This is a genomic window from Geodermatophilus sabuli, assembly GCF_900215145.1.
GTDB classification, from domain to species: Bacteria; Actinomycetota; Actinomycetes; order Mycobacteriales; family Geodermatophilaceae; genus Geodermatophilus; species Geodermatophilus sabuli.
In genome coordinates, this window is the sequence record NZ_OBDO01000010.1 from 153,109 (window position 1) to 179,828 (window position 26,720).

A 26,720-nucleotide genomic window follows, 5' to 3' on the forward strand; every position below is an offset into this window, starting at 1 on the left:
CCTGTCGGTGCTGGTCGACCGGTTCGGCCGGCGCCGGGCGATTGTGGTCATGGCCGCGGTGTGGAGCCTGGTGACCCTCGGGGCCGCCCTCGCCGCCGACTACGGGCAGCTGCTCGCCGCCCGGGTGCTCGTCGGAGTCGGCGAGGCGGCCTACGCCAGCGTCGGACTGGCGGTGGTGTTCACCGTGTTCCCCGCCCATCGCCGCGCCTCGCTCGCCGGCGCGTTCAGCGCCGGCGGCGCGTTCGGTGCGGTGGTCGGCGTCGCGCTCGGCGGCGCCCTGGCCGCTCGGTTCGGCTGGCGCTGGTCGGTCGCGGCCGGGCGTCGGCAGCGAGGCGACGAACGGGCGGCATCGCCGCCGATGGCCGGTCACGCGCGTTGGGGACCGGGGTCCACCCACAGGTCGGGCACCACCGCCGTCCGGACGGGCGTCTCCTCCGGGTAGAACCGGTCGCTGCCCATCGGAACGCCCCGCCCGGCACGAGGACGGCGCCGTTGAGACGCAGAGCTGCGCGGTGTCGCCATCCCGGACGCGTGAGCGTCGGTGCCGCCACGAGCGGGACTGAGCCGGTCAGGAACCGGACATCCGAGCGCGGCGGCGCCGCGCGCGGAACAGCACCACTGCGACCGCGAGAACGACGGCGCCGGCCAGGAGGCCGGCGAGAACGACGGCGCCGGCCAGGAGGCCGGCGAGGACGCGCTCCCATCCGCGGTCCCGACAGTCGTCCACGGGGTCGTCATGCGTGAGTGCGCAGACCATGACCGCCGCGTCGTGCTCCCCGTAGCGGCCGACCAGCTCCGCTCGGAGGTCCTGCCACTGCCGGCGGGACTCCTCGATGGCGCCCGCCACCGCTGCGGCGAAGTTCTGCCCGACCATGCCGCGCGGCTTCGTCGGATCCGTTGCCTCGCCCGTGTCGGGGTCGATCAGGCCGGTGTCCTTGTTGAGCGCCGCATGGGTGACCCGTTCCGCGCATTCGCCGACACCGGGCACCTCGTCCCGGAGCCCGTAGCAGCCGGTCGAGAGCCCGGGCGGCACGACAGGAGGCGTCTCACTCCGGAGGTCGAGCACCGGACTCGGCCCTGGGAGGCCCAGACCCGGCGGGTTGTCGTCCCCGGTCGCGCGGGTCGGATCGGCCTCGTCGGCCCAGTTGCTGTGCGAGTAGAAGTCCTGCACCCCGTGCAGGACCCGGCCGAGTGCTTCCAGGGTGCCGCACTTGGCGCGGCTCTCCGCGGCCTCGACCATCCGGCAGTCCGACGCGAAGTCCACCTCCTCCGCGACGACCTGACCGTCGCCGTCGAGGAGGTCTCCGGCACGGTCCACCGCTTCGCCGAGACGCACGCGCAGGTGGTCGACGCAGTTCAGCAGTGCCGCCGTGGCCTGTCCACGGGTCTGCGGATAGCTGCCTTCGAGAAAGTCGGCACCGTCGCAATGCGCGGCCGGGTCGGAGATCTCGTCGCTGTCCGGCGCCCCCACTCCCCCGAAATCGCGGTCGTGCCCCGCGAGGAAGTCCACGGATGCCGGCTCGAAGCAGTAGTCGTCCGAGCCGGCATCCCCGGCGCAGGCCAGGGAGGCGCGGGTGATCCGTTCGTGCTCGCGGTGCTGGCCCCCGCTGTCGATCGTCCCGAAGGCGGCGGCGGATGGGACGGGCGACGCGCTGCCCACGGCCAGGGCGAGTGCTACCGCGAGACGGATCCGCCGCCATCGCATGTCAGCGCCGTCCGACCGGAACAGCGTCGAGCCGGCCGGCCGCGGGCAGTGCCCACCGTGCCATCGCCGCCACCTCCGTGGACGTCCGGGAACACAGGCTGGCCGCTCCCCTGGTTTGCGCCATCACCTGGCGGTGATGACCCACCCGGGCCCGGGAACCTGGCCTCGATCGTGTTCGCGCTGCTGTGTGACAGCAGCGCCCGGCGGGCCAAGCTCCGTGCCGGCGGACGTCGGCCATCGCCTGCGACCTCGGTGACATGGCAGGGAATGTCCATCCCCCACCCGTGCCGATTCGGCGAGCTGGCCTCTTCACCGGCCGACCGTCAGCCGCCGGGCGCGCAGCGCAAGGACCTCCCGACGGAACGCCCTGGACCCCGAAGGGATGCCTCTGTTTCCCCCGGGTGGCCATCCACAGCATGACGACGAACGCACCCGAACGGCGCGCCGAAGCGGTGGATGTCCCCTTCGACGCGGGAGCAGGTCCACCGGCCCAGACGAGTCCCGCTCCAGTCCGCCCCAGCCCGTGCTGCTACCGCTGCCTACGCGACGAGGTCGTCATCGTCAGTGGCGACGTCGAGCTTGCGCAGGAGCCGGCGGATGCGGCCGCGGACGGTGTTGATCGAGATGCCCATTGCCACGGAGATCTGGCGCTGGGACCGCCCGTCGGTGAGGTGACCGAACAGTTCGCGGTCGCGAGCGGTGAGCGCGGGGGTCACGGCAATCCAGGTGGCGATGTCCTCGGTGATCATTGGCAGTCGCTGCATGACTGCGTCCTCTTCGAACGATGAGCCCTCGCAGGACGGTCTGTTCCATCGCTTACGGGGGTTGGCCGCCGCTCGGTGCGGCCGCGACGGTCGAGGGGCCATGCCTGACCGGGCAGCACGCTGGGGCATCGGGCGGCCTGCGGCCGGTTGGGCGCTCCTCTCTGCCCCGGCCGGAGCTCCAGTATCCCGCCGCACCGGTCCCCGGGACAGGGGCGCAGATCCGGATCGGCGCCTACAAGAACATGGCGGGGAACGTCGAAGCTGCCATCTGGCACCGGTCGGCGAGGTGGCCCTGAAGGCGGCTTCAGGGACACCGGTCCTGATCGGTGCTGTCCACCAGCGGGCGAGTCTCCGCTTAGACCTTGAGGTCCGGTTCCGCCGTCGCCCGGACGCGCGCCACTTCTCCTCGGGCGTTAGCGACGGTGTCGGTGTCGGCACCTCGCGCTTGGGCGATGTCGTGGGTCAGGTCGAGCACGGCACGCCGCAGGTGCTTCCGTGCCCGGCGCGCCTGCCGGCTCGAGGCCGATCTCCGGAACGCCTTGCGCGCCTTCCGGTCCAGCACGCCCTCGACCTCCTCGGCCGTCACGGTGCCCGACGCGACCTCGGGAGCGAGGATGTCGCGCACGAACTGGTGCTCCCGCGGTGCGGCACGGCGGAAGGCGATGCTCAACAGCGTGAACCCGAGGACGACCGATCCGACGAGCACGAAGAAGGACAGCACATCGCTGCCGAAGCCGAGGCCTCCCGAGTCGTCCCAGGTGAAGTGCAGAAACATGCCGGCGAGCACGAAGCCGATGCCGCGCCCGATCCGCCGGGGCTGGGCCGCGGTGCCGAGCAGGTAGACGAACCCGCAGCAGACCAGGGCGCTGAACAGCGGGTGCGAGACGGCGCTGGTGGCGATGCGCGTCACGGACATCTGGACGGCGTTGCCGACCGCGTCGGTGCCGAAGTCGCCGAAGGCAGCGTTGGCCGAGTAGAGGAAGTCCTCGAAGACCGCGAAGCCCAGCCCGATGAACGCACCGAGGATCAGACCGTCGTTGGCGGTCCGGACCAACTTCGGCGCCAGGCCCATGAGGAGCACGAAGCCGCAGAGCTTGGCCGCCTCCTCGGTGAACGGCGCGGTCGCGCCGGCCGCCCAGTCCGACGTCCAGTCCTGCCCGAAGAGCTTCGGGTAGATCCCGAGCAGCGCCGTGTTGGCGGTCAACGCGAACGCGAAGGTCGCCGGGACAGCACCCCAGACCAGTGCGGCCAGGATGAGACCCCCGGGCTGGCGTTCCCAGCGGTCGATGTGCCGGAACCAGGCCCACCAGGCCAGGCCGCAGAGGCTGCACAGCACGGCCGCGATCGCGAACCCCTCGGCGTAGAAGCCGACATCCGGGGCGAAGTAGGACCAGGTCTGGAAAACTCCGATGCCGGTCAGCACCACGAACACCCAGAAGCACGGGTTGTGCGGCTGGACGAAGGTGAAGCGTTGCCCCCACCCCGAGATCTCGAGCGCCTCCGCCTGACGCCGGGCCGGGTCCTCTGCGCCCGACTCCGTCACGGGATGCGCGGTTCCGGTGCTCATGCGTCGTCCCCGTCGCTGTCGATGCTGGTGATCATGTCGGTGATGTCGGCGGCGGCCGCCCGGAGCTGGGCCGGGGGGCCGTAGGCGGTGATCTCCACGCCTGTGCCGTCCAGCACGAGCGCGGCGATCACGCCGTCGCCCCGGATGCTGCTGTAGGACTGGATGACGCCGACCTCACCGCTCGCCGTCGTCACGGTGTCCGGCTCGTCGGCGACCTGGAACGACGGGTCCTCCGTCGAGCTGGTCACCTTCTGGATCTGCTCGATCAGTTCCGCCGGTGTGCCGTCGAAGTCGCCGGTCGCGGCGGAGAAGATCACCCCGTCCCCGGCGACGGTGGCCCGGCCGCTCTCGTCGACGGTGCCATCGGCAGCTGCGCGGAAGCCCTCCTCGACCTCCCACCCCGGCGTGGGGGTGAAGACGACCGTGTCCGTCAGCGCGAGCCGCTCGCCGGCGCGCACGGGGTCGTCCCAGTCCACGGCGTCGTCGATCCGCGGAAGGACCACCGTCAGCACCAGGAACACCGCGAGAACGGCGAAGGCGTAGGGAAACGAGCGCCTGTCCAGGCCAAGCACCCGGTGCTCGACCGGCACCCGCTCCCGAGCAGGGTCAACAGTGGACGTCATCGTTCCTCCGTGCGGGGCGTCGGTGCCGCCCCGCGACGGGTCAGCCTGGCCAAGCTAACGGCACGCAACCAAATGCCGCCACGGGCGTCAGCGAGACGTAACAGTGACGACGCGCGGACGACGCAGGCTGTTCAGCCGAGCAAATCTGCTCCGGGCGCTAGAAGACACCTACCGGAGCGACAAGCTCTTCTCCGCAGATCCCACCATCTCGCGTCACTTTGGGGGATGTCCTCACCGGTGTCCCATAGGGGGCCGCTTTAGGACACCCGCTTGGACTGTGGAACATGGCGGGGAGGTCGTCGAGGGGCGGGAGTCGGGCAGCGGCCGCGCGACGGGTCGGCGGCCACGCTGACAGCATGGGAACCACCGCGGCGTCCGTCGCCGTCCGCGCCGGGTGACTACACACCGGCTGTCGCACCAGGAGGCATCGGCCCGGTGGCCCGTGTGGGGCCGGTGCTCGTGAACAGGACCGCCGACGCCACACGGAGCATCACCGTGCGGGGCGACTCGTCTCGCGGCGACGACGAGCGAGGACTGCCCCGGCCTGTCGTTCATCCGGTTCGGGGGATGTCCCCGACGCTGCCGGGCCGCCATCGTCGCCATGACCACCACAGCGGCCGACCAGAGTCCACCGGACCGCTACGGGCGCGACGTCGGGAGATAGCTCGTGCAGGCGCTGCCCGGGAACGCGCCGGTGGTCTCCGCGGCGGCGGCCACGCGTTCGTCGGAACCACGCACGTGCCTGCCCGCCCTGACGGGTGGACTACGCCTGTCCGCTCCCTCCCGCCCGGCAGGGCCAAATCCAGCAGCGGCCGCCCTCGCTCCGACGGACCACCTACACCCCGGCACCTCCGCGACACGAATCGAGGACCGATGACCGACACCGAACTGCGCCCCGTAGCCCCCTCGATCGCCGCTGCGGGAGCGGCGATGGAGGCCGTGCTGCCGTTCGACGACCCGGCCGACCTCCAGGACGCCCGCCGCGGATTCATCAGGGCTCTTACTCCCGGCCAGGTCCACGCCGCTGGCGGGCGGGTCGTCTGGGACGCCGACGCGTGGAAGCCGGTGCTGAGCGGGCCGCGGCCGCCGTCGGTGAACCCCAGCCTCTGGCGGCAAGCCCAACTGGTGGCGCTGCAGGGTCTCTACGAGGTGCTTCCAGGCACGTACCAGGTGCGGGGGCTGGACCTGTCGAACATGACCCTGGTCGAGGGCCAGGACGGCGTGATCGTGATCGACCCGCTGATCTCCAGCGAGTGCGCCGCCGCAGCGCTGAACCTCTACCGCTCCGAACGCGGGAACCGGCCGGTGACCGCCGTCATCTACACGCACTGCCACGTCGACCACTTCGGCGGAGTCCGCGGCGTGGTCTCCGGTGACGACGTCGCCAGCGGCCGGGTCCCCGTCCTCGCACCGGAAGGCTTCCTCGAGCACGCCGTCGCCGAGAACGTCTACGCCGGGACGGCGATGGCCCGCAGGGCCGCCTACATGTACGGCGCGGCCCTGCCCCCGGGACCGGACGGCCAGCTCGGTGCCGGCTTGGGCATGACCACCTCCACGGGCACGGTCACCTTGATCCCCCCGACCCGGGAGATCACCGCCACCGGCCAGGAGGAGGTGCTCGACGGCGTCCGGCTGGTCTTCCAGGTCACCCCCGGCACCGAGGCACCCGCGGAGATGAACTTCCTCTTCCCGGACACCGGCGCGCTGTGCATGGCCGAGAACGCCACCCACACCCTGCACAACCTGCTCACGCTGCGCGGCGCGCTCGTCCGCGACCCGCGGATCTGGGCGCGGTACCTCACCGAGGCGATCGACCTGTTCACCGACCGCGCGGAGGTCGAGTTCGCCTCCCACCACTGGCCGACCTGGGGACGGGACCGCATCGTTGAACTGCTCTCCCTGCAACGCGACCTCTACGCCTACCAGCACGACCAGACGCTGCGCCTGATCAACCGCGGCTTCACCGGCAATGAGATCGCCGAGATGCTCGAGATGCCCCCGGCGCTGGAGCAGGCCTGGCACGCCCGCGGCTACTACGGGTCGGTGAGCCACAACGTCAAGGCCGTCTACCAGCGCTACATGGGCTGGTTTGACGGCAACCCCGCCCACCTGTGGCCCCATCCCCCGGAGGAGGCCGGACGCCGCTACGTCGACCTGGCTGGCGGGCCGGAGCGGCTGCTGGAGAACGCGCGGCACGCCTACGACGACGGCGACCTCCGCTGGGCCGCCGAGGTCGTCAGCCACCTGATCTTCGCCGACCCCGCGCACGGGGAAGCCCGCGACCTGGGGGCGGCAGCGCTCGAGCAGCTCGGGTTCGGCGCCGAGAACGGGACGTGGCGCAACTTCTTCCTCACCGGCGCCGCGGAGCTGCGCGGGGCGGCCGCGGGCACGCCGACCGAGACGGCCTCGCCCGACCTCATGGCGGCCCTGTCCCTGCCTCAGCTCTTCGACAGCCTCGCCATCCGCGTCGACGGGCCGCGCGCGTGGGATCTGCGCCTGACCATCGACTGGGAGTTCACCGACACCGGCGACCACCACCGCACGACGCTCGCCAACGGGGTGCTCACCCACGGCCCCGTACCCAACCGTGACGGGGCAGAGACCCGCGTCCGCGCCACCCGCGCCTCCTTCCTCGCGCTCGTCAGCGGGGCGTCCCCCGCCGAGCTCGCCGCGGCCGGTGACTTTGCGGTGGACGGCGACGCCGAGACCCTCGACCGGCTGGCCGGCGTGCTCGACAACCCCGACCCCGGGTTCGCGATCGTCCTGCCGTGAGACAGGGCTCCGGCGGCACGACGCCCCTGGAGGCGGTGCTCCCCGCTGATACACCTCCTGGAGACCGTGCGAGGTATTCGGTGCTCATTCGCGGGTGCAGGGGGCGTGTTTCAGCCCGAACGCCGGGAGGTGGCGCATGGGACAGGTGATCGGTGACCTGCTGCCGCTGGCGGTCGGGGTGGCGATCTCCCCCATCCCGATCATCGCCGTCATCCTGATGCTGCTCGCCCCGAAGGCCGGGGGCACCAGCGCCGGGTTCCTGCTCGGCTGGCTGGTCGGGATCGCCGGTGCGACCACGGCGTTCCTGCTGCTGGCCGGCACCCAGGACCTGGGCAGCAGCGAGCCGTCGACGGCCTCGTCCTGGGTCAAGCTCGTCCTCGGTGTGTTGCTGCTCGGGCTGGCCGTCGGGCAGTGGCGCGGACGGCCGCAGCCCGGTCAGCAGCCGGCGATGCCGAAGTGGATGTCGGCTATCGACAAGTTCACCGCTGTCAAGGCAGCTGGCCTCGGCGTGCTGCTGTCGGCCGTGAACCCCAAGAACCTGCTGATGTGCGTGGCCGCCGGCACGACCATCGCCGGCGGGAGCCTCTCCACCGGCCAGGACGTCTGGTCGGTCGTGATGTTCACGGTGCTCGCGGCCAGCACCGTCGCTGTTCCGGTAGTCGGCTACGCCGTCGGCCGCAAGCGCATGGCCGGGCCCCTGGAGTCGTTGCGCGGCTGGCTGACGACGCACAGCGCGGCCGTCATGGCGACGCTGCTGCTGGTCATCGGCGTCGTCCTCCTGGGCAAGGGGCTGGGCGGGCTGCTGTGAGCGGGAGGTCGAGCACCCCGCTGCTGTTCGGCTCGTTGCGGGGCTACCGCGCGGGTTGGCTGCGCGCCGACCTGGTGGCCGGGCTGACGGTCTGGGCGGTGCTCGTGCCGGAGTCGCTGGCCTACGCGACCATCGCCGGGGTCCCGCCAGTGGTCGGGCTGTACGCCGCGGTGCCGGCGCTGCTGCTCTACGGCCTACTCGGCTCGTCCCGGCACCTGGTTGTGGCGTCCATGTCGGCGACCGCGGCGCTGTCCGCGGGGATCGTCGGCGACCTGGCCGATGGTGGCAGCGACCGGTACGTGGCACTCACCACCGCGCTGGCAGTCGTCGTCGGTCTCGTCGGCCTCGCCGCGGGGCTGGCCCGGATGGGCTTCCTCGCGTCGTTCATCTCCGAGCCGGTGCTCAAGGGCTTCATCATCGGGCTCGCGCTGACGATCATCGTGGGGCAGCTGCCCAAGCTGTTCGGCGTCCCGAAAGGGGACGGCGACTTCTTCGAGCAGCTCGTGTTCGTGATTGCCAACCTCGGCGACACCATCGTCCCGACGCTGATCGTCGGCGGAGCCAGCCTGCTGCTGGTCCTTCTGCTGCGCCGGTGGCTGCCGCTGGTCCCCGGGGCACTGGTGGCCGTACTGCTGGGCATCGCCGCGGTGGCCCTGCTCGACCTCGACCAGGAGGGCGTGGCGATCGTCGGCCAGATCGACGCCGGTCTCCCCCGACTCGGCCTGCCACACGCCCAGGCCGGCGACTACCTCACCCTGATCGGCGCCTCGGTCGGGGTGCTGCTCATCGGCTACGCCGAGGGCCTGGGCGCGGCCAAGACCTACGCGGCGAAGGCCGGCTACGACGTCGACCCCAACCGGGAACTCCTCGGCCTCGGCGCGGCCAACCTCGGCGCGGGACTCGCCTCGGGAATGGTGGTCAACGGCAGCCTGTCCAAGACCGCCGTCAACGGCGGCGCCGGAGCCAAGAGCCAGCTGTCGGGCCTGACCGTGGCCGCGCTAACCGTGATCACGTTGCTGTTCCTGACCGGGCTGTTCGAGCAGCTGCCCGAGGCCACCCTCGCCGCCGTCGTCATCGCCGCGGTTCTCGAGCTCGTCGACGTCCCGGCGCTGCGACGGCTGTACCGGGTGTGGACGCCGCACCTGGGCGGCATCTACGGCTGGGCGGCCCGGGCGGACTTCTTGGCGGCCATCGCCGCGTTGCTCGGCGTGCTGGTCTTCGACACCCTGCCCGGCCTGTTCATCGGCATCGCGGTCTCACTGGTGTTGTTGCTCTACCGGGCCTCACGGCCGCACATCGCCCGCCTGGCCCGCGGCACCGAGCCCGGCATGTGGCTCGACCTCGACCGCCATCCCGACCTGACGCCCGACCCCGCGGTACTGGTGCTGCGGGTGGAGTCCGGCCTGTTCTTCGCCAACGCCGACCACGTCCGGGACCACGTCCGCGGCCTTCTGACCGAGAGCACCTGCGCCGTCGTCCTCGACGCTCAGACCGCCCCGTTCATCGACGTCACCGCCACCGGCATGCTCACCCAGCTCGCCCACGACCTCACCCGCCGGCACGTGACGCTGGCTTTCGCCCATCCCATCGGCCAGACCCGCGACGTCCTCCGCCGCGCAGCCGCGAGCAGCGGAGTCACACTCAGCGTCTACCCCGACGTCGACGCAGCCGTCATGGACACCCGGAGCCGTCAGGACGAGCCGACGTCCCCGCCAGGTGACCCCGCTCCGCCGGCGAGCTCACCCAGGGCGGGCGAGGCGCCTCGCCGCACGGAGCCGTGAGGATCGGCGCGGCACCGGCCGGCCACCACCCAGGAAGGGACGCCCATGTCATCAGTGGACTCGGGATCACCGGAGCGCGCCGCGACGCACCGACGGGCGGTCGAGGCGGTGATGTGGGGGATGCCTGCCGTGAACTACCAGATGATGTACGAGGCCTCGGCGCGGACCGGTGGGCCCGGGGACAACCAGATCGTCTTCTGGCCAGGCCTGCTGGACGGGCACAACCAGACCCTCACGCCCAACCCCGACGTCATCTACCTGATGCCGTTCTTCACCACCAAGCAGGTCGGGCCGATCGTGCTGGAGGTGCCGCCCGCCGGGGACGAAGGCTCGCTCAACGGCAGCATCATGAACTACTGGCAGGTCGCCCTCGAGGACATCGGCCCGGCCGGCGTCGACGAGGGCACAGGCGGGCGGTGCCTCATCCTGCCGCCCGACTTCGACGGTGAGGTGCCCGCGGGCTACCTCCCGCTGCGCTCGGACACCTACCAGGGATACGGGCTGATCCGCTCAGTCCTGCGCAGCGGCAGCGCTGCCGACATCGACCAGGCCATCGCCTACGCCCACCAGATCAAGCTCTACCCCCTGGCCGAGGTTGACGACCCCCCGGAGACGGACTGGGTCGACGCATCCGGCTCCCTGTTCGACGCGGCCATCCCGTACGACCTGCGGTTCTTCCAGGCCCTGGACCGGACCGTGCAGGCCGAGCCGTTCCTGCACCGTGACCGGGTGATGATCAACCAGCTCCGCAGCATCGGCATCCAGCGGGGCACGCCTTTCGCGCCCGGCCCGGAACTGGCGGAGATCCTGACCGCCGCCGCTGCCGACGCGCAGGCATGGATCGATGCCGAGTACGAGAAGGTCTTCCACCCCTTCACGCCCACGGCCCGCTGGGCGCTGCCGGCCCTGCCCGAGCTGATCACCGCCACCGAGGCCAACTTCGAGCAGCCCGATGCCTACCCCGTCGATGCCCGCGGCGTCGCCTACAGCTTCGCGTTCTTCAGCTCCAAGCACCTCGGCAAGGGGCAATTCTATCTGATGACCATTGCCGACGAGGACGGAAAGGCCCTGGACGGCGCCAACACCTACCGGCTCACCGTGCCCGCCGACGCACCGGTCACCCAGTACTGGTCGGTGACCGTCTACGACCGCGCCACCCACACCCTGATCCGCGACGCTCCGCGAGCAGGCTGCTCGTCACAGGCCGAGAACTTGACCGTCAACGACGACGGCTCCACCGACATCTACTTCGGCCCGACAGCCCCGGCTGGTTCCGGGCCCAACTGGGTGCCCACCGACCCTGGCGGCCGTTTCGAGGCCCTCTTCCGCTTCTACGGCCCGACATCGTCTCTCTACGACCACACGTGGCGGCTGCCCGACATCGGGCAGACCCCAGCCGCGCGCTGACACGAGTGACGCGGTTCGGGGGTCGGTCTCCTTTCCGCGCCACCCCGGATGGGTGGACGCGGACGGGCACCGTTCGTCGCTCGGATCGGTCGGCAATCGCCCCTCGACGACCCGCGATCCGGACCACCGCACCACCGGCGCCGCTGCCCGGCGCGCAGACCACCGACGGCCACGCCGGCAGTCCCAGCGGGGCCGGGGAGCGCCCCGGCGGCCCACGGCCGCGGCGCCGGGCCGGCTGCGAACGGACCGGTGACGACGGGGCCGAGGTCGGCCCCAGCTGTGCCGGCCGTGGCTGCGGCGGCCCCGCCGGCGGCAGCCGAACGGGATGCACCGGGCTCCGAGGCCGAGCCGCAACCTGCCGACCCAACGCAACTACGGGATCGCACGCTCCGGCCGGAATCGCCCTCCGCGGCGGGCTCCGGCCGCGATGCCCGGCCGGTGCACACCCGCGTGTAGGGGCGGCCAGCGGAGAACCCCTGCTCCAGTCGGGGGCGCAGTGGGGCGACGCGCGGAGGCTGCCCGGGCAGCGCCCACGCCGATGCCGGAGCATCGCCTGAGCACCGGCTGCCCCGCACCGGGGCCGGAAACGGCACCGGCCCCTCCGCCAAGCGGTAGGGGCCGGTCCGAAACAGCGGAATCGCAAGTCCGCGTAGTAGCGGGGGCAGGATTCGAACCTGCGACCTCTGGGTTATGAGCCCAGCGAGCTACCGAGCTGCTCCACCCCGCGTCGGTAGGATCAGCTTACCTCCCTGCCGAGGGCTCGCGCACCCGGCCCGGGGGTGGGCCGCACCACACGCGGACGGGAGCGGGCCCTGGTGCCCGCTCCCGGCTGCGACGGTGGTCAGCCGCCCGGCGTCGCCGCGGCCCCCTGCGCGGCCTGGTATGCCTCGACGGCGGCCTGCAGGTCGGCCAGCGCCTGCCCCTGGGCGGCGAAGTCACCGTTGCGCTGCGCGTTCTCCAGGGCCTGCAGGGCGGAGTTGATGTCGGTGACCGCCTGCTCCAGCGCCGGGGCGTCCCCCGTCCCGCCGGCGTCCGGAGCCGGTTCCGCGGGCGTGGTGGGTTCCGCCGGGGTCGTGGGCTCGCTCGGGGTCGGCTCCGCCGGCGTCCCGTCGCTGTCGGTGGCCGACTCCCCCGCCCCGGCGCCGAACACCTGGTCCAGCGCCTCGGAGAGGGTGTTGGCGTAGCCGACCCGGTCGCCGTAGTTGACCAGCACCTTCTGCAGCAGCGGGAAGGAGTTCTCTCCCGTGCCCTCCACGTACAGCGGCTCCACGTACAGCAGCCCGTTCCCACCGATCGGCAGGGTCAGCAGGTTGCCGAACACCGCCCGGGACTCCTGGCTGTTGTACAGCGTGAGGTCCGGGCGCACCTGGTTGTTCGTGATGAACGACTGCTGCACCTGCTGCGGACCGCGGAACGGCGTGTTGCCCGGCAGCCGCAGCACCTGGATCTCCCCGTAGGTCTCCGGGTCGCTGGACGCAGAGATGAACGACGAGAGGTTCTCGCGGCGGAAGGCGTTGAGTGCGCTGGTCAGCTGGAAGCTGGCCTGCTCGTCACCGGGCCGCTGCGCCAGGATGTAGTACGGCGGCTGCGCCTCCTGGGTGTCCTGGGTGGGGTCGGCCGGCACCTGCCAGCGGTCGTTCTGGTTGTAGAAGTCGACCGGGTCGCTGACGTGGTAGCGGGTCAGGACGTCCCGCTGCAGCTTGAACAGGTCCTCCGGGTACCGGACGTGCCCGACCAGCTCGTCGGACATCTCCTCGCGCGGCTGGATCACCCCGGGGAACGACTTCATGAACGTCTCGAGGACCGGGTCGTCCTCGTCCCACGCGTAGAGGGTCACCGTGCCGTCGTAGGCGTCCACGGTGGCCTTCACCGAGTTGCGGATGTAGTTGAACTGCTCGTTCGGCAGCGCCGTCGTCCCGGTGCCGGTCAGCGCATCGGAGGCGGCCTCCCCCAGCTCCATCGACTCCGAGTACGGGTACGAGTCCGACGTGGTGTAGCCGTCGAGGACCCAGGTCACCCGGCCGTCGATGACCGCTGGGTACGGGTCGCCGTCCACCTCGAGGAAGGGCGCGGCCTTCTCCACCCGCTCCCGCGGGTCACGCACGTAGAGCACCCGCGAGGAGTCGTTGACCGCGCTGGAGAGCAGGAAGTTGCGCTCCCGGTAGTAGATCGTGAAGGTCAGCTGCCGGAAGAAGTTCCCGATCGCGACGCCGCCCTCGCCGTCGTAGGTGTTGTTGATCTGACCTTCGTCGGAGCCGTCCTCGGGCTGGTCGAACTCCCGCGGGGTCGCCCCCTCGGGCGCGCCCACGACCGAGTAGTCCTCGATCAGCTCGCCGTAGTAGATCCGCGGCTGCTCGACGTCGATGTTGCCGATCGTCGGGAGGTCGCGGGTGGTGAAGTTGGGCTCGCCGCCCTCCTGCCCGGCCACCACCTCGCGGGCCGGGGCCGCGACGAAGCCGTTGCCGTGCGTGTAGACGGTGTGCCGGTTGATCCAGGTGTCCTGGTTCTCCGACAGGCCCAGGCTGTCCAGCTCGCGGACGGCGACGACGTAGTCGCGGGTCTGGCCGTCGATCGTGTACCGGTCGATGTCCAGCTTCTCCGGGAAGCCGTACACGTTGCGGATCTGCTGGCGCGCGGTGAACGTGTCGGACAGGACGTTGGGGTCCAGCAGCCGGGCGTTGGGGATCGTCTCGGTGTCGTTGCGCAGTTCGGCCAGCGCCGCCTGGGTGTCGACCTCGTCGCCGGTGCTCTCCTGCGCGTAGTCGATGTACTCGACGTCGGCGAGGTCGTAGGCCTGCCGGGTCGAGGCGATGGCCCGCTCGATGTAGTCCGCCTCCCGCTGGTCGGCGCTGGGCCGCACCACGAACTGCTGCACGATCGCCGGGTAGGCGACCCCGATGACCAGGCTGGACAGCAGCAGCAGCACCAGCGCGGCGGCCGGCAGCCGGAAGTTGCGGACGACGATGTTGGCGAAGAAGGCGATCGCGCAGACGGCCGCGGCGAACACCAGGATCGTCTTGGCCGGCAGCAGCGCGTTGACGTCGGTGTAGCTCGCGCCGCTGAACAGCTCGCCCCGGTCGGAGTAGACCAGCCCGTAGCGGTCCAGCCAGTAGGCCACCGCCTTGAGGGCGACGAACAGCCCGAGCAGGACCGACAGCTGCACCATCGCCGCCGAGGTGAGTTTCTGGCCCGGCGTCTGCAGCCGCAGCCCGCCGAAGACGTAGTGCGTCAGCAGCGCCCCGATCAGCGACAGCAGCACGATCGCGAAGCCGAAGCCCAGCAGCAGCCGGTAGAACGGGTAGTCGAAGACGAAGAAGGAGACGTCGAGGCCGAACTGCGGGTCGGTCTGGCCGAAGTCCGTGGCGTTCCGGAAGGTCAGCCACGTCTCCCAGTTGCTCTGGGCCGTGAACCCGGCGAACAGCCCCAGGACGACGGCGACGGCGGTGAGCACGAGGGTGCGGCGCGGCTCCAGCGACTGGCGGTAGCGCTCGAGGTTCTGCTGCTCCAGCGACATCGGCCGGAAGGTGGGCCGGAAACGGTAGGCGAGGTAGATGGACAGCGACGTGAGGCCGCCGGTGGCCACCCCCGCGATGGCGAACAGCAGCGCACGGGTCTGCAGCTCGGTCCAGAAGACCTCGGTGTAGCCGGTCTCGTCGAACCAGAGGTAGTCGACGTAGACGTTGGTGAGTGTCCCGATGGCCGTGAAGACCACCAGCAGCACGCCGATGGCCCCGATGACCACCTTGGCGCGCCGCGACAGCGTCGGCACGGACACGGGGGGCCGCATGGCCACGAGCGGTCTCCTTCAGTTGCGGTCGTGGCGGGTCGCCACGGAGTTGCCGGCCGCGGACGGCCGGACCGGCCGATGCGCCTCCGGCGTACGTCCGGTCAACCCAGACCAACGCGCGGGACCGCCCCGGGTTCCCCGATCACCCGCTCCGGCCGACAGCTTCCCCCACGACGGCGGCGCCGTGGGGCAGGGGCGTCCTCAGCAGGGGTCCGGCGCCCGGTCCGCGCGGAAGTCAGCGAGGGCGTCGAGGGCGTCGTCGAGCGTGGCGACGCGGGCCGTGGTGAGCCCGGGCTGGGGCGCGGCCAGCGCGTCGGCGCAGTTGTCCGCCGGGACGAGGAACAGCTCGGCGCCGATGTCGGCGGCGGCGACCATCTTCAGCTGGATGCCACCGATCGGGCCGACGTTCCCCTCGGCGTCGATCGTCCCGGTCCCGGCCACCTGCGCGCCGCCGGTCAGGTCGGTGTCGCCGACCAGGTCGAGGATGCCCAGGCTGAGCATCAGCCCCGCCGACGGGCCACCGACGTCGGACACCCGGATGTCGACGTCGAACGGCGCCGAGGGCTGCTCGCGGATCAGCACGCCCAGCAGCGACCCCTCGCCGTCCTCGGCGGCGCCGGTGGTCACCGTCGCCGTCCCCGGCTCGCCCAGGCGGGTGTACCCGACGACGACCGCCGAGCCGCCGGGGATCGACCCCAGCACCTGGTCGAGCGCCTCCGCATCCGGCGTGGGCCGCCCGTCGACGCTGTCGATCGCGTCGCCCTCCTCCAGCAGCCCCTCGGACGGCGACTCCTCCGACAGCCCGCGGACGACCACCTTGACCGGGTAGCCGAGCTGCCCCAGGGCCGCGGCCTCGGCGGCCTCCTCGGAGCTGAGGAAGGCCTGCCGGTTGGCCTCCCGGGTCTCCTCCTCGGAGCGTCCGGAGGGGTAGACGGCCTCCTCCGGCACGACGCTGACCTCGTCGTCGAACCATCCCCGCACGGCCTCGACGAGGCTCAGTCCGGCGCGGCTGACCCCGACGGTGGTCAGCGTCAGCTGCCCCTCGACCTCGTTGCGCTCGCGCCCCTGGAGGTCGATCACCGGCTCGCCGTCGATCTCCCCCAGCGTGTCGAACGTCGGCCCGGGCACCTGTGCGACGTAGGGCACCGGGACCGCGGCGCCGAGCACGCCGAAGACCACCAGCAGCACGACACCGACGCTGAGGACGGCCATCCGACGGGTCACGACGGGCCAGCTTAGGTCGCCTGCCTGGGCCCGGCCGCCGCTTCGACGGTTCCCCGTTGCGCTCCGGGCGGACGACGACGCCGGGGGAAGATCACGCGTCTACCGTGGGGGCATGAGCGATCTCCCGTTCGGCTTCGGCGTCCCCGACCGCGACCCCGAGCGCCGCGGCGAGTCCGGATCGGGCGCCGGCAACGACCCGTTCGGCCTGGGCGCCCTGTTCGGCGGCGGCGGCGGCGCGGGCGCGGGCACCCCCGAGGAGCTGCTCGCCAAGATGCCCCTGTTCGCCGAGCTGCAGAAGTTGATGAACTGGTCCGGCGGCCCCGTGAACTGGGACCTCGCCCGCCAGGGCGCGATCAGCTCGCTGGCCGCGGGCTCCCAGCCGACGTCCGACGCCGAGCGCACCGCCGTCGCCGACGCGCTGCGGCTGGCCGACCTGTGGCTGGACCAGGCGACCGAGCTCCCCTCCGGGGTCGAGCGGCCCCTGGCGTGGTCCCGGGTCGAGTGGGTCGAGCAGACCCTCCCCGCGTGGAGCAGCCTCATCGACCCGCTCGCCGAGCGGGTCGTCGCCGCGATGACCAGCGCGCTGCCGGCCGAGGCCGCCGCCATGGCCGGGCCGCTGGGCGGGCTCATGGGCCGCATGGGCGGTGTGCTGTTCGGCGCCCAGGTCGGTCAGGCCCTCGGCCGGCTGTCCGGCGAGGTGCTCACCAGCACCGAGGTCGGCCTGCCGCTGGCCCCGGCCGGCGCCGGCGTCCTCTTGCCGCAGAACGTCGCCGAGTTCGCGGCCGGGCTGGACCGCCCCCTCGACGAGGTCCGGCTGTTCCTGGCACTGCGCGAGGCCGCCTCGCAGCGGCTGTTCGCGCACGTGCCGTGGCTGCGCCAGCAGCTGCACGACGCCGTGCACGCCTACGCGCGAGGCATCACCGTCGACCGCGAGGCCATCGAGCGTGGCGTCACCGAGGCGATGGGCTCCATGGGCGGCATCGACCCGACCGACCCGGAGAAGATCCAGGAGCTGCTCGGCAGCGGTCTGCTCGAGCCCGAGGAGACCCCGGAGCAGCAGATGGCGCTGCGCCGGCTGGAGACCCTGCTGGCCCTGGTCGAGGGCTGGATCGACGCCGTCGTCGCCGCGGCCGCCGGCGAGCGGCTCCCCGGCCACGGGGCGCTGGCCGAGACGATGCGCCGACGCCGGGCCTCCGGCGGGCCGGCCGAGCAGACCTTCGCCACCCTGGTCGGTCTGCAGCTGCGCCCGCGTCGGCTGCGCGACGCGGCGACCGTCTGGGGTGCCATGGCCCAGCGGTACGGCAGCGCCGAGCGGGACCGGCTGTGGTCCCACCCCGACCTGCTGCCCACCTCCGACGACCTCGACGAGCCGCTGGACTTCGTGGCCCGTCAGGGGGCGGACGACGAGCTCCGTGCCCTGACCGCGGACGACGCCCAGGACCGGGACGAGCGCCGCGACGACCCCGAGGGCGGCGCCCAGAGCTGAGCGCGACCGCGCTCAGTCCACCGGGTCGTCCCCGGACGGTGGGCTCGCTCCGTCGCCGTGCCCGACCTCGACGCCCTCGAGGAACCCGCGGGCGCGCTCGGCGCGGGGGTAGCGGGCCACGAGCGCCCAGAAGCGCGCGTCGTGGCTGGGCTCGATCAGGTGCGCCAGTTCGTGCACCAGCACGTAGTCGACGACGTACTCGGGCATCCTCCGCAGCCGGCTCGACAGCCGGATGGTGCGGTCGGCCGGGGTGCAGGAACCCCAGCGGCGCTGCTGGTTGTCGACCCAGCGGACGCTCGCGGGCTGTGGCACGCCGTCGAAGTGCGCCTCCGACAGCGCCCGGGCGCGGGCCATCAGCTCGTCGTCCCCGCCCAGGGACCGCCGGCGCCGCTCCTCCCGCGTCTGCAGCTTGGCGACCATCTGGGCCACCCACCGGCGTTCCTCCGCGGGGCTGAAGGCCGCCGGGATGAGGACCACGGTGCGCCCGGACTCGCGGTAGGCGGTCACCGTCCGGCGTCGACGGGCGCTGCGCCGGACCTCCACGTCCTCCGGCAGCACGGTCGCCGACCCGCCGCGGTCCGGCCCCCGCGCGGGGACGGCGCGGGCAGCCCGGGACCCCTCGCGCGGGGCGGCGGCGGGGACGGGGCTGTGCGGGGCGTCGGGGGTCGTTCCGGGCACGGGGGAACCGTAGTTGCCCGGGCCGCCGGTCCGCGCCCACCCCCACACCCGCCCGGTGGTTTGTCGCACGGACGGTGGACACGACGGCGCCCGTACCGGGGACGCGCCCGATCCGCCGCCGTCCACAGCCCCCAGGTTGGTGTTCGCGCAGGTCGGCGTGGACTCCGGTCCGCGCACCGGCGGCCGGCGGCGGCGCCCGTCCCCGGCCTGCGCACAGCGACACGCCCCGGCGTCCCCACGTGCTCCACAGGTCTGTCCACAGGCTGTGGGCCGACGGTGGGGTCGCGTCTCCCCGTCGGCCGGGGGCCGCGCCCGCCGCCGGGTAGCGTTCCGGGGAACGGTGCCCGAGACGGGCGCCGAGAGGTCCGGACGACGAGGAGGCACCGTGGCGGAGAGCTACAACGGCTACTGCGTGAAGTGCAAGGAGAAGCGCGACTTCGACGGCGAGGTCAAGGTCAGCGAGTCCGGCCGCCGCATGGCGCAGGGCACCTGCCCCGTGTGCGGCACCAAGATGAACCGGATCCTCGGCAAGGCCTGAACGCCCCGGCCCCGGACGGCGGCGTCGCGCACTGCGGGCGCCGCCGTCGTCGTCCCCGGCCTGTGGACGACGCCAGCGGGCCGGCCGCCCCGCTGGCACCCTGCCGGCGTGAGTGAGACCGCGCACCCGCTGCTGCCCCCGTCCGTCCCCCTGTTGCGGTCGGCCACCCCCGGCGGCGAGGTCGCGGTCCAGGTCGGCGGGGTCGACACGGCCGACGGCCTGCTCGTCACACCCGGGACCGGCCTCACCGCGCTGCTGCGCGGGCTCGACGGCCGCCGGGCCCAGCGCACCGTGGTGGCCGAGGCCGCCTCCGTCGGGCACGACCCGGCGGCGGTGACCGCCCTGCTCGACGGTCTGCGCGCCACCGGACTGCTGGTCGACCTCGACGCGGCCGACCTCCTCGCCGCCGATGCCGGGCCGGCCGCCACCGCGCGCACGCGTGCGGAACTACCCGCGGCGACCGGGTCGGACCGGACGCCGGCGGGGTCCTCCTGGCAGGCCCGCCGAGCGGCGTCGGTGGTCGTGGAGGGAGCCACCCGCGTGGGCGTGCCGCTCGCCGCCGTCCTGGCCGCCAGTGGCGTGGGACGGGTCAGCGTGCGCGACACCGGCCTGGTCACGGCCGGGGAGGCCGTCGTCGGCGGGTTCGACGCGGCCGATGAGGGCCGCCCCCGCGCCGTCGCGGCGGCCGACGCCGTCCGCCGGGTCAACCCGCTGACCGACCTGCGGGCACCGGCCGGCACGTCCCCCGACCTGGTCGTCCTCACCGCGCCGTGGGCCGCCTCCGACCCGGCCGTCGCCGACCTGCAGGCCCGCGGCGTGCCGCACCTGGTCGCCACGGTCCGCGGGGAGACCGGGGTGGTCGGGCCGCTGGTGGTCCCCGGGGCGAGCAGCTGCCTGCGGTGCGCCGAACTGCACCGCCGGGACCTCGACCCGCGGTGGCCGGTGCTGGCCGCGCAGCTCACCGCGGGCGGCGGAGTCCTGGGCGGCGCCACCGCCACCTGTCTGATGACGGCGGTGGTCACGGCCGTGCAGGTGCTCGCCCACCTCGACGGGCGGGCCGCGCCGGTCACCCTCGGCGCGACGCTGGAGCTGCGTCCGCCCGACCTCCTCCCCCGCACCCGTCACTGGCCGGCCCACCCGGAGTGCGGCTGTCTGCCCGGTGGCTCGCCTCCGGCGGGGGTGACGACGGCGCCCCCGGCAGGGTGACGACGGCGCCTCCGGCGGCGCTGAACCCGCCCCTCGGGGGACAATGGCGGCAGAGTGCGCCCGCGGCCCCACACCGGGGGCGACCGCGACCGCGGCCGAGCAGCGCCAGCGAGGAGGACACGTGACCGAGGGGGCGAGGTCACGCGAGCGCACGGCACCGCCGCTTCCGCGGCCGCCGAGCGCCAGCGAGGAGCCCGGCGGATCCGAGCGGGCGGGGTCCCGCGAGCGCACGGCACCGCCGCTGCCGCGACCGACGAGCGTCTCGGGGGAGGCCGCGTGAGCGAGACCGGCGAGAGCATGCCGAGGGGCTCGGTGGCGCGCACGGCCCGACTGGCCTCGCTGCCGCTCGGCGCGGCCGGCCGCGCGACCCTCGGCATCGGCAAGCGGCTCTCCGGCCGCCCCGCCGATGCCGTCAACGCCGAGCTGCAGCAGCGCACCGCCGAGCAGTTGTTCGCCGTCCTCGGCCAGCTCAAGGGCGGCGCGATGAAGCTGGGGCAGGCGCTCTCGGTCTTCGAGGCCGCCGTCCCCGACGAGGTCGCGGCGCCCTACCGTGAGGCGCTGGTGAAGCTGCAGGAGGAGGCGCCGCCGATGGCGGCGCGGACCGTCCACGCGGTGCTGTCGCAACAGCTCGGGGGCAGGTGGCGGGAGCGCTTCCGCCACTTCGACGACGCCCCCGCGGCCGCCGCCAGCATCGGGCAGGTGCACCGGGCGACCTGGCGGGACGGCCGCGACGTGGCGGTCAAGATCCAGTACCCCGGTGCGGCGACCGCCCTGATGGCCGACCTCAACCAGTTGGCCCGCTTCGCCCGCCTGTTCTCCGCCCTGTTCCCGGGCATGGACGTCAAACCGCTCATCGCCGAGCTCAAGGCCCGTGTGGTCGAGGAGCTCGACTACGGGCTGGAGGCCGACGCCCAGCGGGCCTTCGCCGCCGCGTACGTCGACGACCCGGAGATCGTCGTCCCCCGCGTGGTGGCCAGCGCGCCGAAGGTGATCGTCTCGGAGTGGCTGGAGGGGACGCCGCTGTCGCGGATCATCGTCTCCGGCACGCGGGAACAGCGCGACCGCGCCGGCCACCTCATGGCCGTGCTGCACTTCTCCGGACCGCAGCGGGCCGGCCTCCTGCACGCCGACCCGCACCCCGGCAACTTCCGGCTGCGGGCCGACGGCCGGCTCGGCGTCATCGACTTCGGTGCCACCGCGCGGCTGCCCGACGGGCACCCGGAACCGATCGGCCGGCTGGTGCGCTGGGCCCTCGAGGGCCGGGCGGAGGACGTCCTGGCCGACCTGCGGACCGAGGGCTTCATCCTGCCGGGCGTGGAGGTGGACGCCCAGGGCGTGCTGGACTACCTGCGCCCGCTCCTGGAGCCGGTGGAGTCCTCGCACTTCCACTTCACCCGCGCCTGGATGCAGGAGCAGGCCGCCCGCATCGCCGACCCGCGCAGCGAGGCCAACCGGCTGGGCCGGATGCTGAACCTCCCGCCGGCGTACCTGCTCATCCACCGGGTGACGATCGGGTCGATCGGGGTGCTGTGCCAGCTCGACTCGGCGGGGGACTACCGCGGCGTGGTCGAGGAGTGGCTGCCCGGCTTCACCGGCTGAGGGACGGCCCCCGCACTCACTCGGGACGCCGGGCAGAGGGCCACCTCAGGGGTCGAGACGCGCTTCGAGGTCCCGGACGCGCTCCCGGGCGCAGGAGGGGCACAACGCCGTCAGCGGTCCCGGCTCCCGCGCCGAGGTCGCCCCGGTCGGCCGGAGCGGGGTGCTCATCGCCCAGCCGGTGGCGACGTCGCGCGCACCACCGGTCCGGCCGCAGCCGGCGCAGACCAGGCGTCCGGGGTCCACGCCTCCAGCCTGCCCGGTGGAACGCGGCCTGCACAGAGCTGGCGGCCGGGCCGGACGCACCGGGAGCGTCCGGCCCGGCCGCGGTCGGGCGGAGGCGTCGCACCTCCGCGGCGGTGCCGCCGTCAGCGGACGGCGGCGCTGGCCCGCGCGGCGCGCCGCGTCGCGTACTCGGCGCGACGGGCCCAGCGGCGGGCGGCGCGCAACCGGCGGGCGCGCGCGGCGGTGTCGGCCTCGGCACGCAGTTCGCGCAACCGGTCGACGGCCAGGTCGTACTCGAAGCTGTGCACGGCAGGTCCTCGGATCTCTCGCTGTGACCCGCGGTGGGACGCGGGTCGATGGGTCCTCGTGATCGGATCGGTGCCGGTCGCGCCGCTCATGCGGCGGCGACCTTGCGCGGGCGTCCGCGCGGGCGCTTGCGTGGGATCACCACGCCCCGCTCGAAGATCTCGCCGCCCCAGACGCCCCACGGCTCGCCGCGGTCCAGCGCGCCGGCGAGGCACGCGTCGCGGACCGGGCACTCCGCGCAGAGCGTCTTGGCCTGTTCCAGCTGCGCCGGGCTCTCGGCGAACCACAGGTCCGGGTCGTCCCGGCACGGCAGCGGGCGCCGCACCGGAGCCGGCGCCGCGGGGGCGGCGGGCCGCCGGGGAAGGGAGCCACCGGTCCAGGGGAGCCCGGGTCGGCGGTGGGACGTCGGTCGGGCGATCGTCTGCGGCACTGCCGCTCCTCCTCGTACTCGTCGTCTGCAGCCGGCGGGGGCCCGCCGACCGGAGTCGGGGCCGGGGTGCCGCGGATGAGATGACAGAGGCCGCGGATCCCGGGGGTTTCGGGTTCCGCGGCCTCGAGGAGGACCGGTCGAGCGCTAGCTCAGCGGTCTCCCCGGGGAGTGGATCCCGAGGGTGGTGTCGTCGTCGGTGCGCTCGTCCTGCAGGTAGACGCCGGTGGGGGCCGGGAAGTCATCGGCCCCGCGGGCGGCGTCGCCGCCACGGCCCGTGGGCACGAGGTCGACCTGCGACGCGCCGGGCACAGCGGTGCCCTGGAACGGAGCTCCAGGCGCAGCGATGCGGACGGCGGCGGACAGCGGGAGGGCGCGCAGGCGTGAGGCCGCGGGCAGGCACACCCACGTGGCCGGACGCGCGACGAGGCCGCCCGAGCCGGAGACCCCGGCGGGGGCGCTGAACCACATGGTGCTGATCATCGTGTCCCCTCCTCCCGGGGTCGGAGCCCAGCCTCGCGGCCGGCCTCTGGCTTGGTGCGGCTCGGGGCGGTACCCCGAGCGCGAGAAGGACAGTAGGAGACCGTCGCAGAGACGGTCAACGCAATTGATCCGGCGGTGTCGGCGTGACCCAGGACACCCGTCGGCCGTTGCGCGCGGTGAGGGCTCAGGCGCTGACGGTCGCGAGCACGTCCTCGCCGTAGAGCTCCAGCTTGCGGGCACCGACGCCGGGCAGGGCGGCCAGCTCGCGCAGGGTGGTCGGCCGGCTCTCGGCGATCGCCTGCAGGGTCGCGTCGGTGAAGACGACGTAGGCGGGGACCGACGCGGAGGCCGCTGCCTCGCTGCGCCATGTCCGCAGCCGCTCGAACAGCTCGCCCGCGGCTCCCTCGAGCACCACCTTGGCGCGCTTCTGCTTGCGTGGCGCCGGTGCGGCCGTGGGCGCCGACTCCGGCACCAGACCGGTGAGGAAGCGGCTGCGCGGTCGGGAGCGGCGACCGCCGGGGTTGCGGGTCAGCGACCACGACAGCGTCAGCTGCTCCCGGGCGCGGGTGACCGCCACGTAGAGCAGCCGCCGCTCCTCCTCCACCGCCTCGGGGCGGGACAGCGACTGGGCGATGGGCAGGACGCCGTCGACCAGCCCGACGACGAAGACCACGTCCCACTCCAGGCCCTTCGCGGCGTGCATCGACGCCAGCGTGACGCCCTGCACCGTCGGGGCGTGCTGGGCATCGGCCCGGGCGGCGAGGTGGGCCACGAAGCCGGCGAGGTCGAGCGTGGGGGTCTCGGCCACCAGGTCGACGGCGAGGTCGACGAGTGCGGCCAGTGACTGCCACCGGTCGCGCGCGGCGCCACCGGGCGGCGGGCGGTGCTCGACCCAGCCGGTGGAGGCCAGCACATCGCGCACCGTGGGCACCAGCGCTCCGGGCTCCGAGCCGCCGGCGGCGGCACCGCGCAGCAGCAGCACCGCCTCGCGCACCTCGGGCCGCTCGAAGAACCGCTCACCGCCCTTGAGCACGTACGGGACGCCCGCGTCGGTGAGCGCGTTCTCGTAGACCTCCGACTGGGCGTTGATGCGGAACAGCACCGCGATCTCCGCGGCCGGCGTGCCCGCCTCGATGAACGCCCGGCACGCCTGGGCGACCGCGGCGGCCTCGGTGGGCTCGTCGGCGTGCTCGAAGAACCGTGGCGCCGGACCCTCGGCGCGCTGGCCGAGCAGCCGCAGGCCGGGCAGCCCCTTGCGCCGCGGCGCCTGACCGATCAGCTTGTTGGCCAGCGCCACGACCTGCGGCGTCGACCGGTAGTCGCGCTCGAGCTTGACCACCTCGGCGTCGGGATAGCGGTCGGCGAAGCCCAGCAGGTAGTCGGGGTCGGCGCCGGTGAAGGAGTAGATCGTCTGGTTCGGGTCGCCCACGACGCAGACGCTGGCGCGCCCGCCGAGCCACGCGTCCAGCAGCCGCTGCTGCAGCGGGTTGACGTCCTGGTACTCGTCGACGACGAAGTGCCGGTACTGCGCCCGGACCTCACGGGCGACCTCGCGGTGCTCCTCCAGCGCATAGGCGGTGACGAGCAGGAGGTCCTCGAAGTCGAGCACGCCGTCGCGCTGCTTGGCCGACTCGTACCCCGCGTACACCTGCGCGACGGCGGCCGGCTCGAACGGCGGCTCCCGGCCAGCGGCCTGGGCGCGGACCGGGTAGTCGTCGGGCGTGGCCAGCGTCGTCTTGGCCCACTCGATCTCGCTGGCGAGGTCGCGCAGGCTGGTGCGGTCGGTGGACAGCCGGGAGCGGGAGGCGGCCGAGGCGACCAGCCGCAGCTTGTTCTCGACCAGCCCGGGCATCGGCCCGCCGAGCACCCGGGGCGCGAAGTAGCGCAGCTGCCGCATCGCGGCGGCGTGGAAGGTGCGCGCCTGCACGCCGCCCACCCCGAGCCCGGCCAGGCGGGCCCGCAGCTCCCCCGCCGCCCGGGCGGTGAAGGTCACCGCCAGGACCTGCTCGGGCACGAAGACCCCGGTGTGGACGCCGTAGGCGATGCGGTGCGTGATGGTGCGCGTCTTGCCGGTGCCGGCACCGGCGAGGATGCAGACCGGCCCGGTCACCGCCTGTGCGGCCGCGCGCTGCTCGTCGTCCAGCTGCGCGAGCACGGCCTCGGCACCCTGGACGACGTCGGGCGCTCCGGCGAGCTGCGACATCCGGACTCCTCCCTCGATCCGCCTTCCTCGACGGCGCCCCATCCTCCCAGCCGGCGCCGACGCTGCGGGGAAGCATCCCCAGGGGCGCGGCGTTGGGCCCACTGGTGGCGCGGACCCCGAGCCACGGACCCGATCGACCAGGAGGACCCCTTCGATGAGCGCAGCTCCGGCCGCCGTGACCATGTACACCACCCCGTGGTGCGGCTACTGCGTGCGGCTGAAGAAGATGATGCAGCTCGAGGGGATCGAGTACGCCGAGGTCGACATCGAGCGCGACCCCGCTGCCGCGGAGATCGTCATGAAGGCCAACGGCGGCAACCAGACCGTGCCGACGCTCGTCTTCGCCGACGGCACCGCGCTGACCAACCCCAGCATCGACCAGGTGAAGTCGCAGCTGGCGGAGGTCACCAGCGCCTGACGGCGAGTGATCCCCCCGTGGCGTTGCGCCAGCGGGCATCATCGTCGCCTGAGGGTCGCAACCGTGGCCCTGGACGTCCCGGCCGACCGGCCGGGCCACGCCCCTGGGAGGACGCCGTCGTGAGTTCGAGCGTCGAGCACGCTGCCGCCGCGGCCGCCTGCCCGGACGACGCACTCCCGGCGGAGGAGCTGGCGGTCATGGTCGTCCGCACCGGGCGTGGCTGGTCCGTGCTCTCCCCCGGTCGCGCCGAGGACGTCGCCGACCTCGTCGAGGGCATGTCCCTCGCCGACCTGGTGGCCGAGGAACTGGGCGGGCTCGCGGAGCCCGACCGCACCACCCGGCGGGCCGCGCGTGGCACGACCACGGACGTCGCGGCCGACGCCGATCCGCGCGACGCCCGCCTCGCGGTGCTGGAGCGCACGGTGGCCCAGCTGGAGCACGCCCTGGCTGCCCGGGTGTCCACCGAGCGGGCCATCGGGGTGCTGGCCGAGCGGCACGGCTCGACGCCGCGGCAGGCCTTCGAACTGCTGCGGGGCGACGCCCGCGCCCAGGGGCGACCGGTGGCGGAGCTCGCCCGCGAGGTGCTCGACGCGCTGGCGCCCGCCACCGGCGAGCCCTCCCGGACCCGCCCCGCGGACGGCGGCCGGCTGCCGGCGGAGGGCCGGTCCTGACCCGTCCGGAACCGCTCACCCCGGCAGCGCTGGGCGACCGGCTGG

Annotated in this window: 23 protein-coding genes and 1 tRNA gene; 11 read left to right on the plus strand and 13 right to left on the minus strand. The window is 73.4% G+C overall.

Translation table 11 applies throughout. The features are described 5' to 3' along the window. The first annotated feature begins 7 nt into the window (after positions 1 to 7). A complete protein-coding gene (locus tag CRP39_RS20815; RefSeq protein ID WP_216359844.1) occupies positions 8 to 442 on the plus strand; it encodes an MFS transporter in 435 nt (144 codons plus the stop codon). A gap of 126 nt (positions 443 to 568) precedes the next feature. Here CRP39_RS20815 and CRP39_RS20820 read toward each other — a convergent pair whose 3' ends face one another. The 4 genes from CRP39_RS20820 to CRP39_RS20835 form a co-directional block, all read right to left on the minus strand. Beyond that, a complete protein-coding gene (locus tag CRP39_RS20820) occupies positions 569 to 1,510 on the minus strand; it encodes a CinY protein (protein ID WP_183358956.1) in 942 nt (313 codons plus the stop codon). 734 nt (positions 1,511 to 2,244) lie between these two features. Next, positions 2,245 to 2,469, minus strand: coding sequence for a LuxR C-terminal-related transcriptional regulator (locus CRP39_RS26985; protein ID WP_172442542.1), 225 nt, complete (start codon positions 2,467 to 2,469; stop codon positions 2,245 to 2,247). Between the two features lie 355 nt (positions 2,470 to 2,824). Continuing rightward, complete coding sequence (locus tag CRP39_RS20830; RefSeq protein WP_097208298.1) at positions 2,825 to 4,036, minus strand: PrsW family intramembrane metalloprotease; 1,212 nt, start codon at positions 4,034 to 4,036, stop codon at positions 2,825 to 2,827. After that, positions 4,033 to 4,659, minus strand: a complete 627-nt coding sequence (locus tag CRP39_RS20835; RefSeq protein WP_143426716.1) for a hypothetical protein — start codon at positions 4,657 to 4,659, stop codon at positions 4,033 to 4,035. The genes CRP39_RS20830 and CRP39_RS20835 overlap by 4 nt, the downstream gene beginning before the upstream one ends. An 873-nt stretch (positions 4,660 to 5,532) precedes the next feature. Between CRP39_RS20835 and CRP39_RS20840 the strand changes: the two genes are divergently transcribed. From CRP39_RS20840 to CRP39_RS20855, 4 genes are all read left to right on the plus strand, one after another. Then, positions 5,533 to 7,431: an alkyl/aryl-sulfatase gene (locus CRP39_RS20840; RefSeq protein WP_097208300.1), complete on the plus strand. Its 1,899-nt coding sequence runs from the start codon at positions 5,533 to 5,535 to the stop codon at positions 7,429 to 7,431. 136 nt (positions 7,432 to 7,567) lie between these two features. Further along, on the plus strand, positions 7,568 to 8,239 hold the full coding sequence (locus tag CRP39_RS20845) for a GAP family protein (RefSeq protein ID WP_097208301.1): 672 nt from the start codon (positions 7,568 to 7,570) through the stop codon (positions 8,237 to 8,239). Continuing rightward, positions 8,236 to 10,020, plus strand: a complete 1,785-nt coding sequence (locus CRP39_RS20850; RefSeq protein ID WP_245854000.1) for a SulP family inorganic anion transporter — start codon at positions 8,236 to 8,238, stop codon at positions 10,018 to 10,020. The genes CRP39_RS20845 and CRP39_RS20850 overlap by 4 nt, the downstream gene beginning before the upstream one ends. Before the next feature lie 120 nt (positions 10,021 to 10,140). Then, on the plus strand, positions 10,141 to 11,427 hold the full coding sequence (locus CRP39_RS20855; protein WP_245854001.1) for a DUF1214 domain-containing protein: 1,287 nt from the start codon (positions 10,141 to 10,143) through the stop codon (positions 11,425 to 11,427). A 653-nt stretch (positions 11,428 to 12,080) separates the two neighbouring features. Here the strand turns inward: CRP39_RS20855 and CRP39_RS20860 are convergent. The 3 genes from CRP39_RS20860 to CRP39_RS20870 all read right to left on the minus strand — a co-directional run bounded on the left by CRP39_RS20860 (position 12,081) and on the right by CRP39_RS20870 (position 16,438). After that, positions 12,081 to 12,154, minus strand: a tRNA-Met gene (locus CRP39_RS20860). A 114-nt stretch (positions 12,155 to 12,268) separates the two neighbouring features. Beyond that, positions 12,269 to 15,214, minus strand: coding sequence for a UPF0182 family membrane protein (locus CRP39_RS20865; protein ID WP_221201581.1), 2,946 nt, complete (start codon positions 15,212 to 15,214; stop codon positions 12,269 to 12,271). 201 nt (positions 15,215 to 15,415) lie between these two features. Continuing rightward, complete coding sequence (locus CRP39_RS20870) at positions 15,416 to 16,438, minus strand: YlbL family protein (RefSeq protein WP_245854002.1); 1,023 nt, start codon at positions 16,436 to 16,438, stop codon at positions 15,416 to 15,418. 112 nt (positions 16,439 to 16,550) lie between these two features. Between CRP39_RS20870 and CRP39_RS20875 the strand changes: the two genes are divergently transcribed. Continuing rightward, the gene (locus CRP39_RS20875) at positions 16,551 to 17,924 is read left to right on the plus strand and encodes a zinc-dependent metalloprotease (RefSeq protein WP_097208305.1); all 1,374 of its coding nucleotides are present in this window, start codon (positions 16,551 to 16,553) and stop codon (positions 17,922 to 17,924) included. A gap of 12 nt (positions 17,925 to 17,936) precedes the next feature. Here CRP39_RS20875 and CRP39_RS20880 read toward each other — a convergent pair whose 3' ends face one another. Continuing rightward, a complete protein-coding gene (locus CRP39_RS20880; protein WP_245854003.1) occupies positions 17,937 to 18,602 on the minus strand; it encodes a M48 metallopeptidase family protein in 666 nt (221 codons plus the stop codon). Between the two features lie 385 nt (positions 18,603 to 18,987). Between CRP39_RS20880 and CRP39_RS26990 the strand changes: the two genes are divergently transcribed. From CRP39_RS26990 to CRP39_RS20890, 3 genes are all read left to right on the plus strand, one after another. Beyond that, complete coding sequence (locus CRP39_RS26990; RefSeq protein ID WP_012950213.1) at positions 18,988 to 19,140, plus strand: DUF5679 domain-containing protein; 153 nt, start codon at positions 18,988 to 18,990, stop codon at positions 19,138 to 19,140. 108 nt (positions 19,141 to 19,248) lie between these two features. Further along, a complete protein-coding gene (locus CRP39_RS20885) occupies positions 19,249 to 20,346 on the plus strand; it encodes a ThiF family adenylyltransferase (RefSeq protein WP_097208306.1) in 1,098 nt (365 codons plus the stop codon). Between the two features lie 276 nt (positions 20,347 to 20,622). Then, on the plus strand, positions 20,623 to 21,945 hold the full coding sequence (locus CRP39_RS20890) for an ABC1 kinase family protein (RefSeq protein WP_245854004.1): 1,323 nt from the start codon (positions 20,623 to 20,625) through the stop codon (positions 21,943 to 21,945). A 45-nt stretch (positions 21,946 to 21,990) separates the two neighbouring features. Here the strand turns inward: CRP39_RS20890 and CRP39_RS20895 are convergent, their stop codons facing one another. The 5 genes from CRP39_RS20895 to CRP39_RS20910 form a co-directional block, all read right to left on the minus strand. Further along, on the minus strand, positions 21,991 to 22,188 hold the full coding sequence (locus CRP39_RS20895) for a hypothetical protein (protein WP_097208307.1): 198 nt from the start codon (positions 22,186 to 22,188) through the stop codon (positions 21,991 to 21,993). Positions 22,189 to 22,310: 122 nt separating this feature from the next. After that, positions 22,311 to 22,475: a hypothetical protein gene (locus tag CRP39_RS26995; protein WP_172442543.1), complete on the minus strand. Its 165-nt coding sequence runs from the start codon at positions 22,473 to 22,475 to the stop codon at positions 22,311 to 22,313. 86 nt (positions 22,476 to 22,561) lie between these two features. Continuing rightward, entirely contained in the window at positions 22,562 to 22,903 is a 342-nt protein-coding gene (locus CRP39_RS20900; RefSeq protein WP_172442544.1) for a WhiB family transcriptional regulator, read from the minus strand. 144 nt (positions 22,904 to 23,047) lie between these two features. Beyond that, a complete protein-coding gene (locus CRP39_RS20905) occupies positions 23,048 to 23,383 on the minus strand; it encodes a hypothetical protein (RefSeq protein ID WP_097208308.1) in 336 nt (111 codons plus the stop codon). A 184-nt stretch (positions 23,384 to 23,567) separates the two neighbouring features. After that, the gene (locus CRP39_RS20910; RefSeq protein WP_097208309.1) at positions 23,568 to 25,586 is read right to left on the minus strand and encodes an ATP-dependent helicase; all 2,019 of its coding nucleotides are present in this window, start codon (positions 25,584 to 25,586) and stop codon (positions 23,568 to 23,570) included. Between the two features lie 154 nt (positions 25,587 to 25,740). Here CRP39_RS20910 and CRP39_RS20915 point away from each other — a divergent pair, with 154 nt between their 5' ends. Both CRP39_RS20915 and CRP39_RS20920 read left to right on the plus strand, forming a co-directional pair. Beyond that, positions 25,741 to 26,004: a mycoredoxin gene (locus CRP39_RS20915; protein ID WP_097208310.1), complete on the plus strand. Its 264-nt coding sequence runs from the start codon at positions 25,741 to 25,743 to the stop codon at positions 26,002 to 26,004. 119 nt (positions 26,005 to 26,123) lie between these two features. Then, positions 26,124 to 26,675, plus strand: coding sequence for an ANTAR domain-containing protein (locus tag CRP39_RS20920; RefSeq protein ID WP_245854005.1), 552 nt, complete (start codon positions 26,124 to 26,126; stop codon positions 26,673 to 26,675). Positions 26,676 to 26,720 lie beyond the last annotated feature (45 nt).

Coding starts and splice junctions, on each gene's coding strand:
- CRP39_RS20845 (WP_097208301.1), top strand. CDS start 7,568: ATGGGACAGGTGATCGGTGACCTGCTGCCGCTGGCGGTCGGGGTGGCG.
- CRP39_RS20915 (WP_097208310.1), top strand. CDS start 25,741: ATGAGCGCAGCTCCGGCCGCCGTGACCATGTACACCACCCCGTGGTGC.
- CRP39_RS26985 (WP_172442542.1), bottom strand. CDS start 2,469: ATGCAGCGACTGCCAATGATCACCGAGGACATCGCCACCTGGATTGCC.
- CRP39_RS20905 (WP_097208308.1), bottom strand. CDS start 23,383: ATGATCAGCACCATGTGGTTCAGCGCCCCCGCCGGGGTCTCCGGCTCG.
- CRP39_RS20865 (WP_221201581.1), bottom strand. CDS start 15,214: ATGCGGCCCCCCGTGTCCGTGCCGACGCTGTCGCGGCGCGCCAAGGTG.
- CRP39_RS20910 (WP_097208309.1), bottom strand. CDS start 25,586: ATGTCGCAGCTCGCCGGAGCGCCCGACGTCGTCCAGGGTGCCGAGGCC.
- CRP39_RS20875 (WP_097208305.1), top strand. CDS start 16,551: ATGAGCGATCTCCCGTTCGGCTTCGGCGTCCCCGACCGCGACCCCGAG.
- CRP39_RS20840 (WP_097208300.1), top strand. CDS start 5,533: ATGACCGACACCGAACTGCGCCCCGTAGCCCCCTCGATCGCCGCTGCG.
- CRP39_RS20835 (WP_143426716.1), bottom strand. CDS start 4,659: ATGACGTCCACTGTTGACCCTGCTCGGGAGCGGGTGCCGGTCGAGCAC.
- CRP39_RS20830 (WP_097208298.1), bottom strand. CDS start 4,036: ATGAGCACCGGAACCGCGCATCCCGTGACGGAGTCGGGCGCAGAGGAC.
- CRP39_RS20855 (WP_245854001.1), top strand. CDS start 10,141: ATGCCTGCCGTGAACTACCAGATGATGTACGAGGCCTCGGCGCGGACC.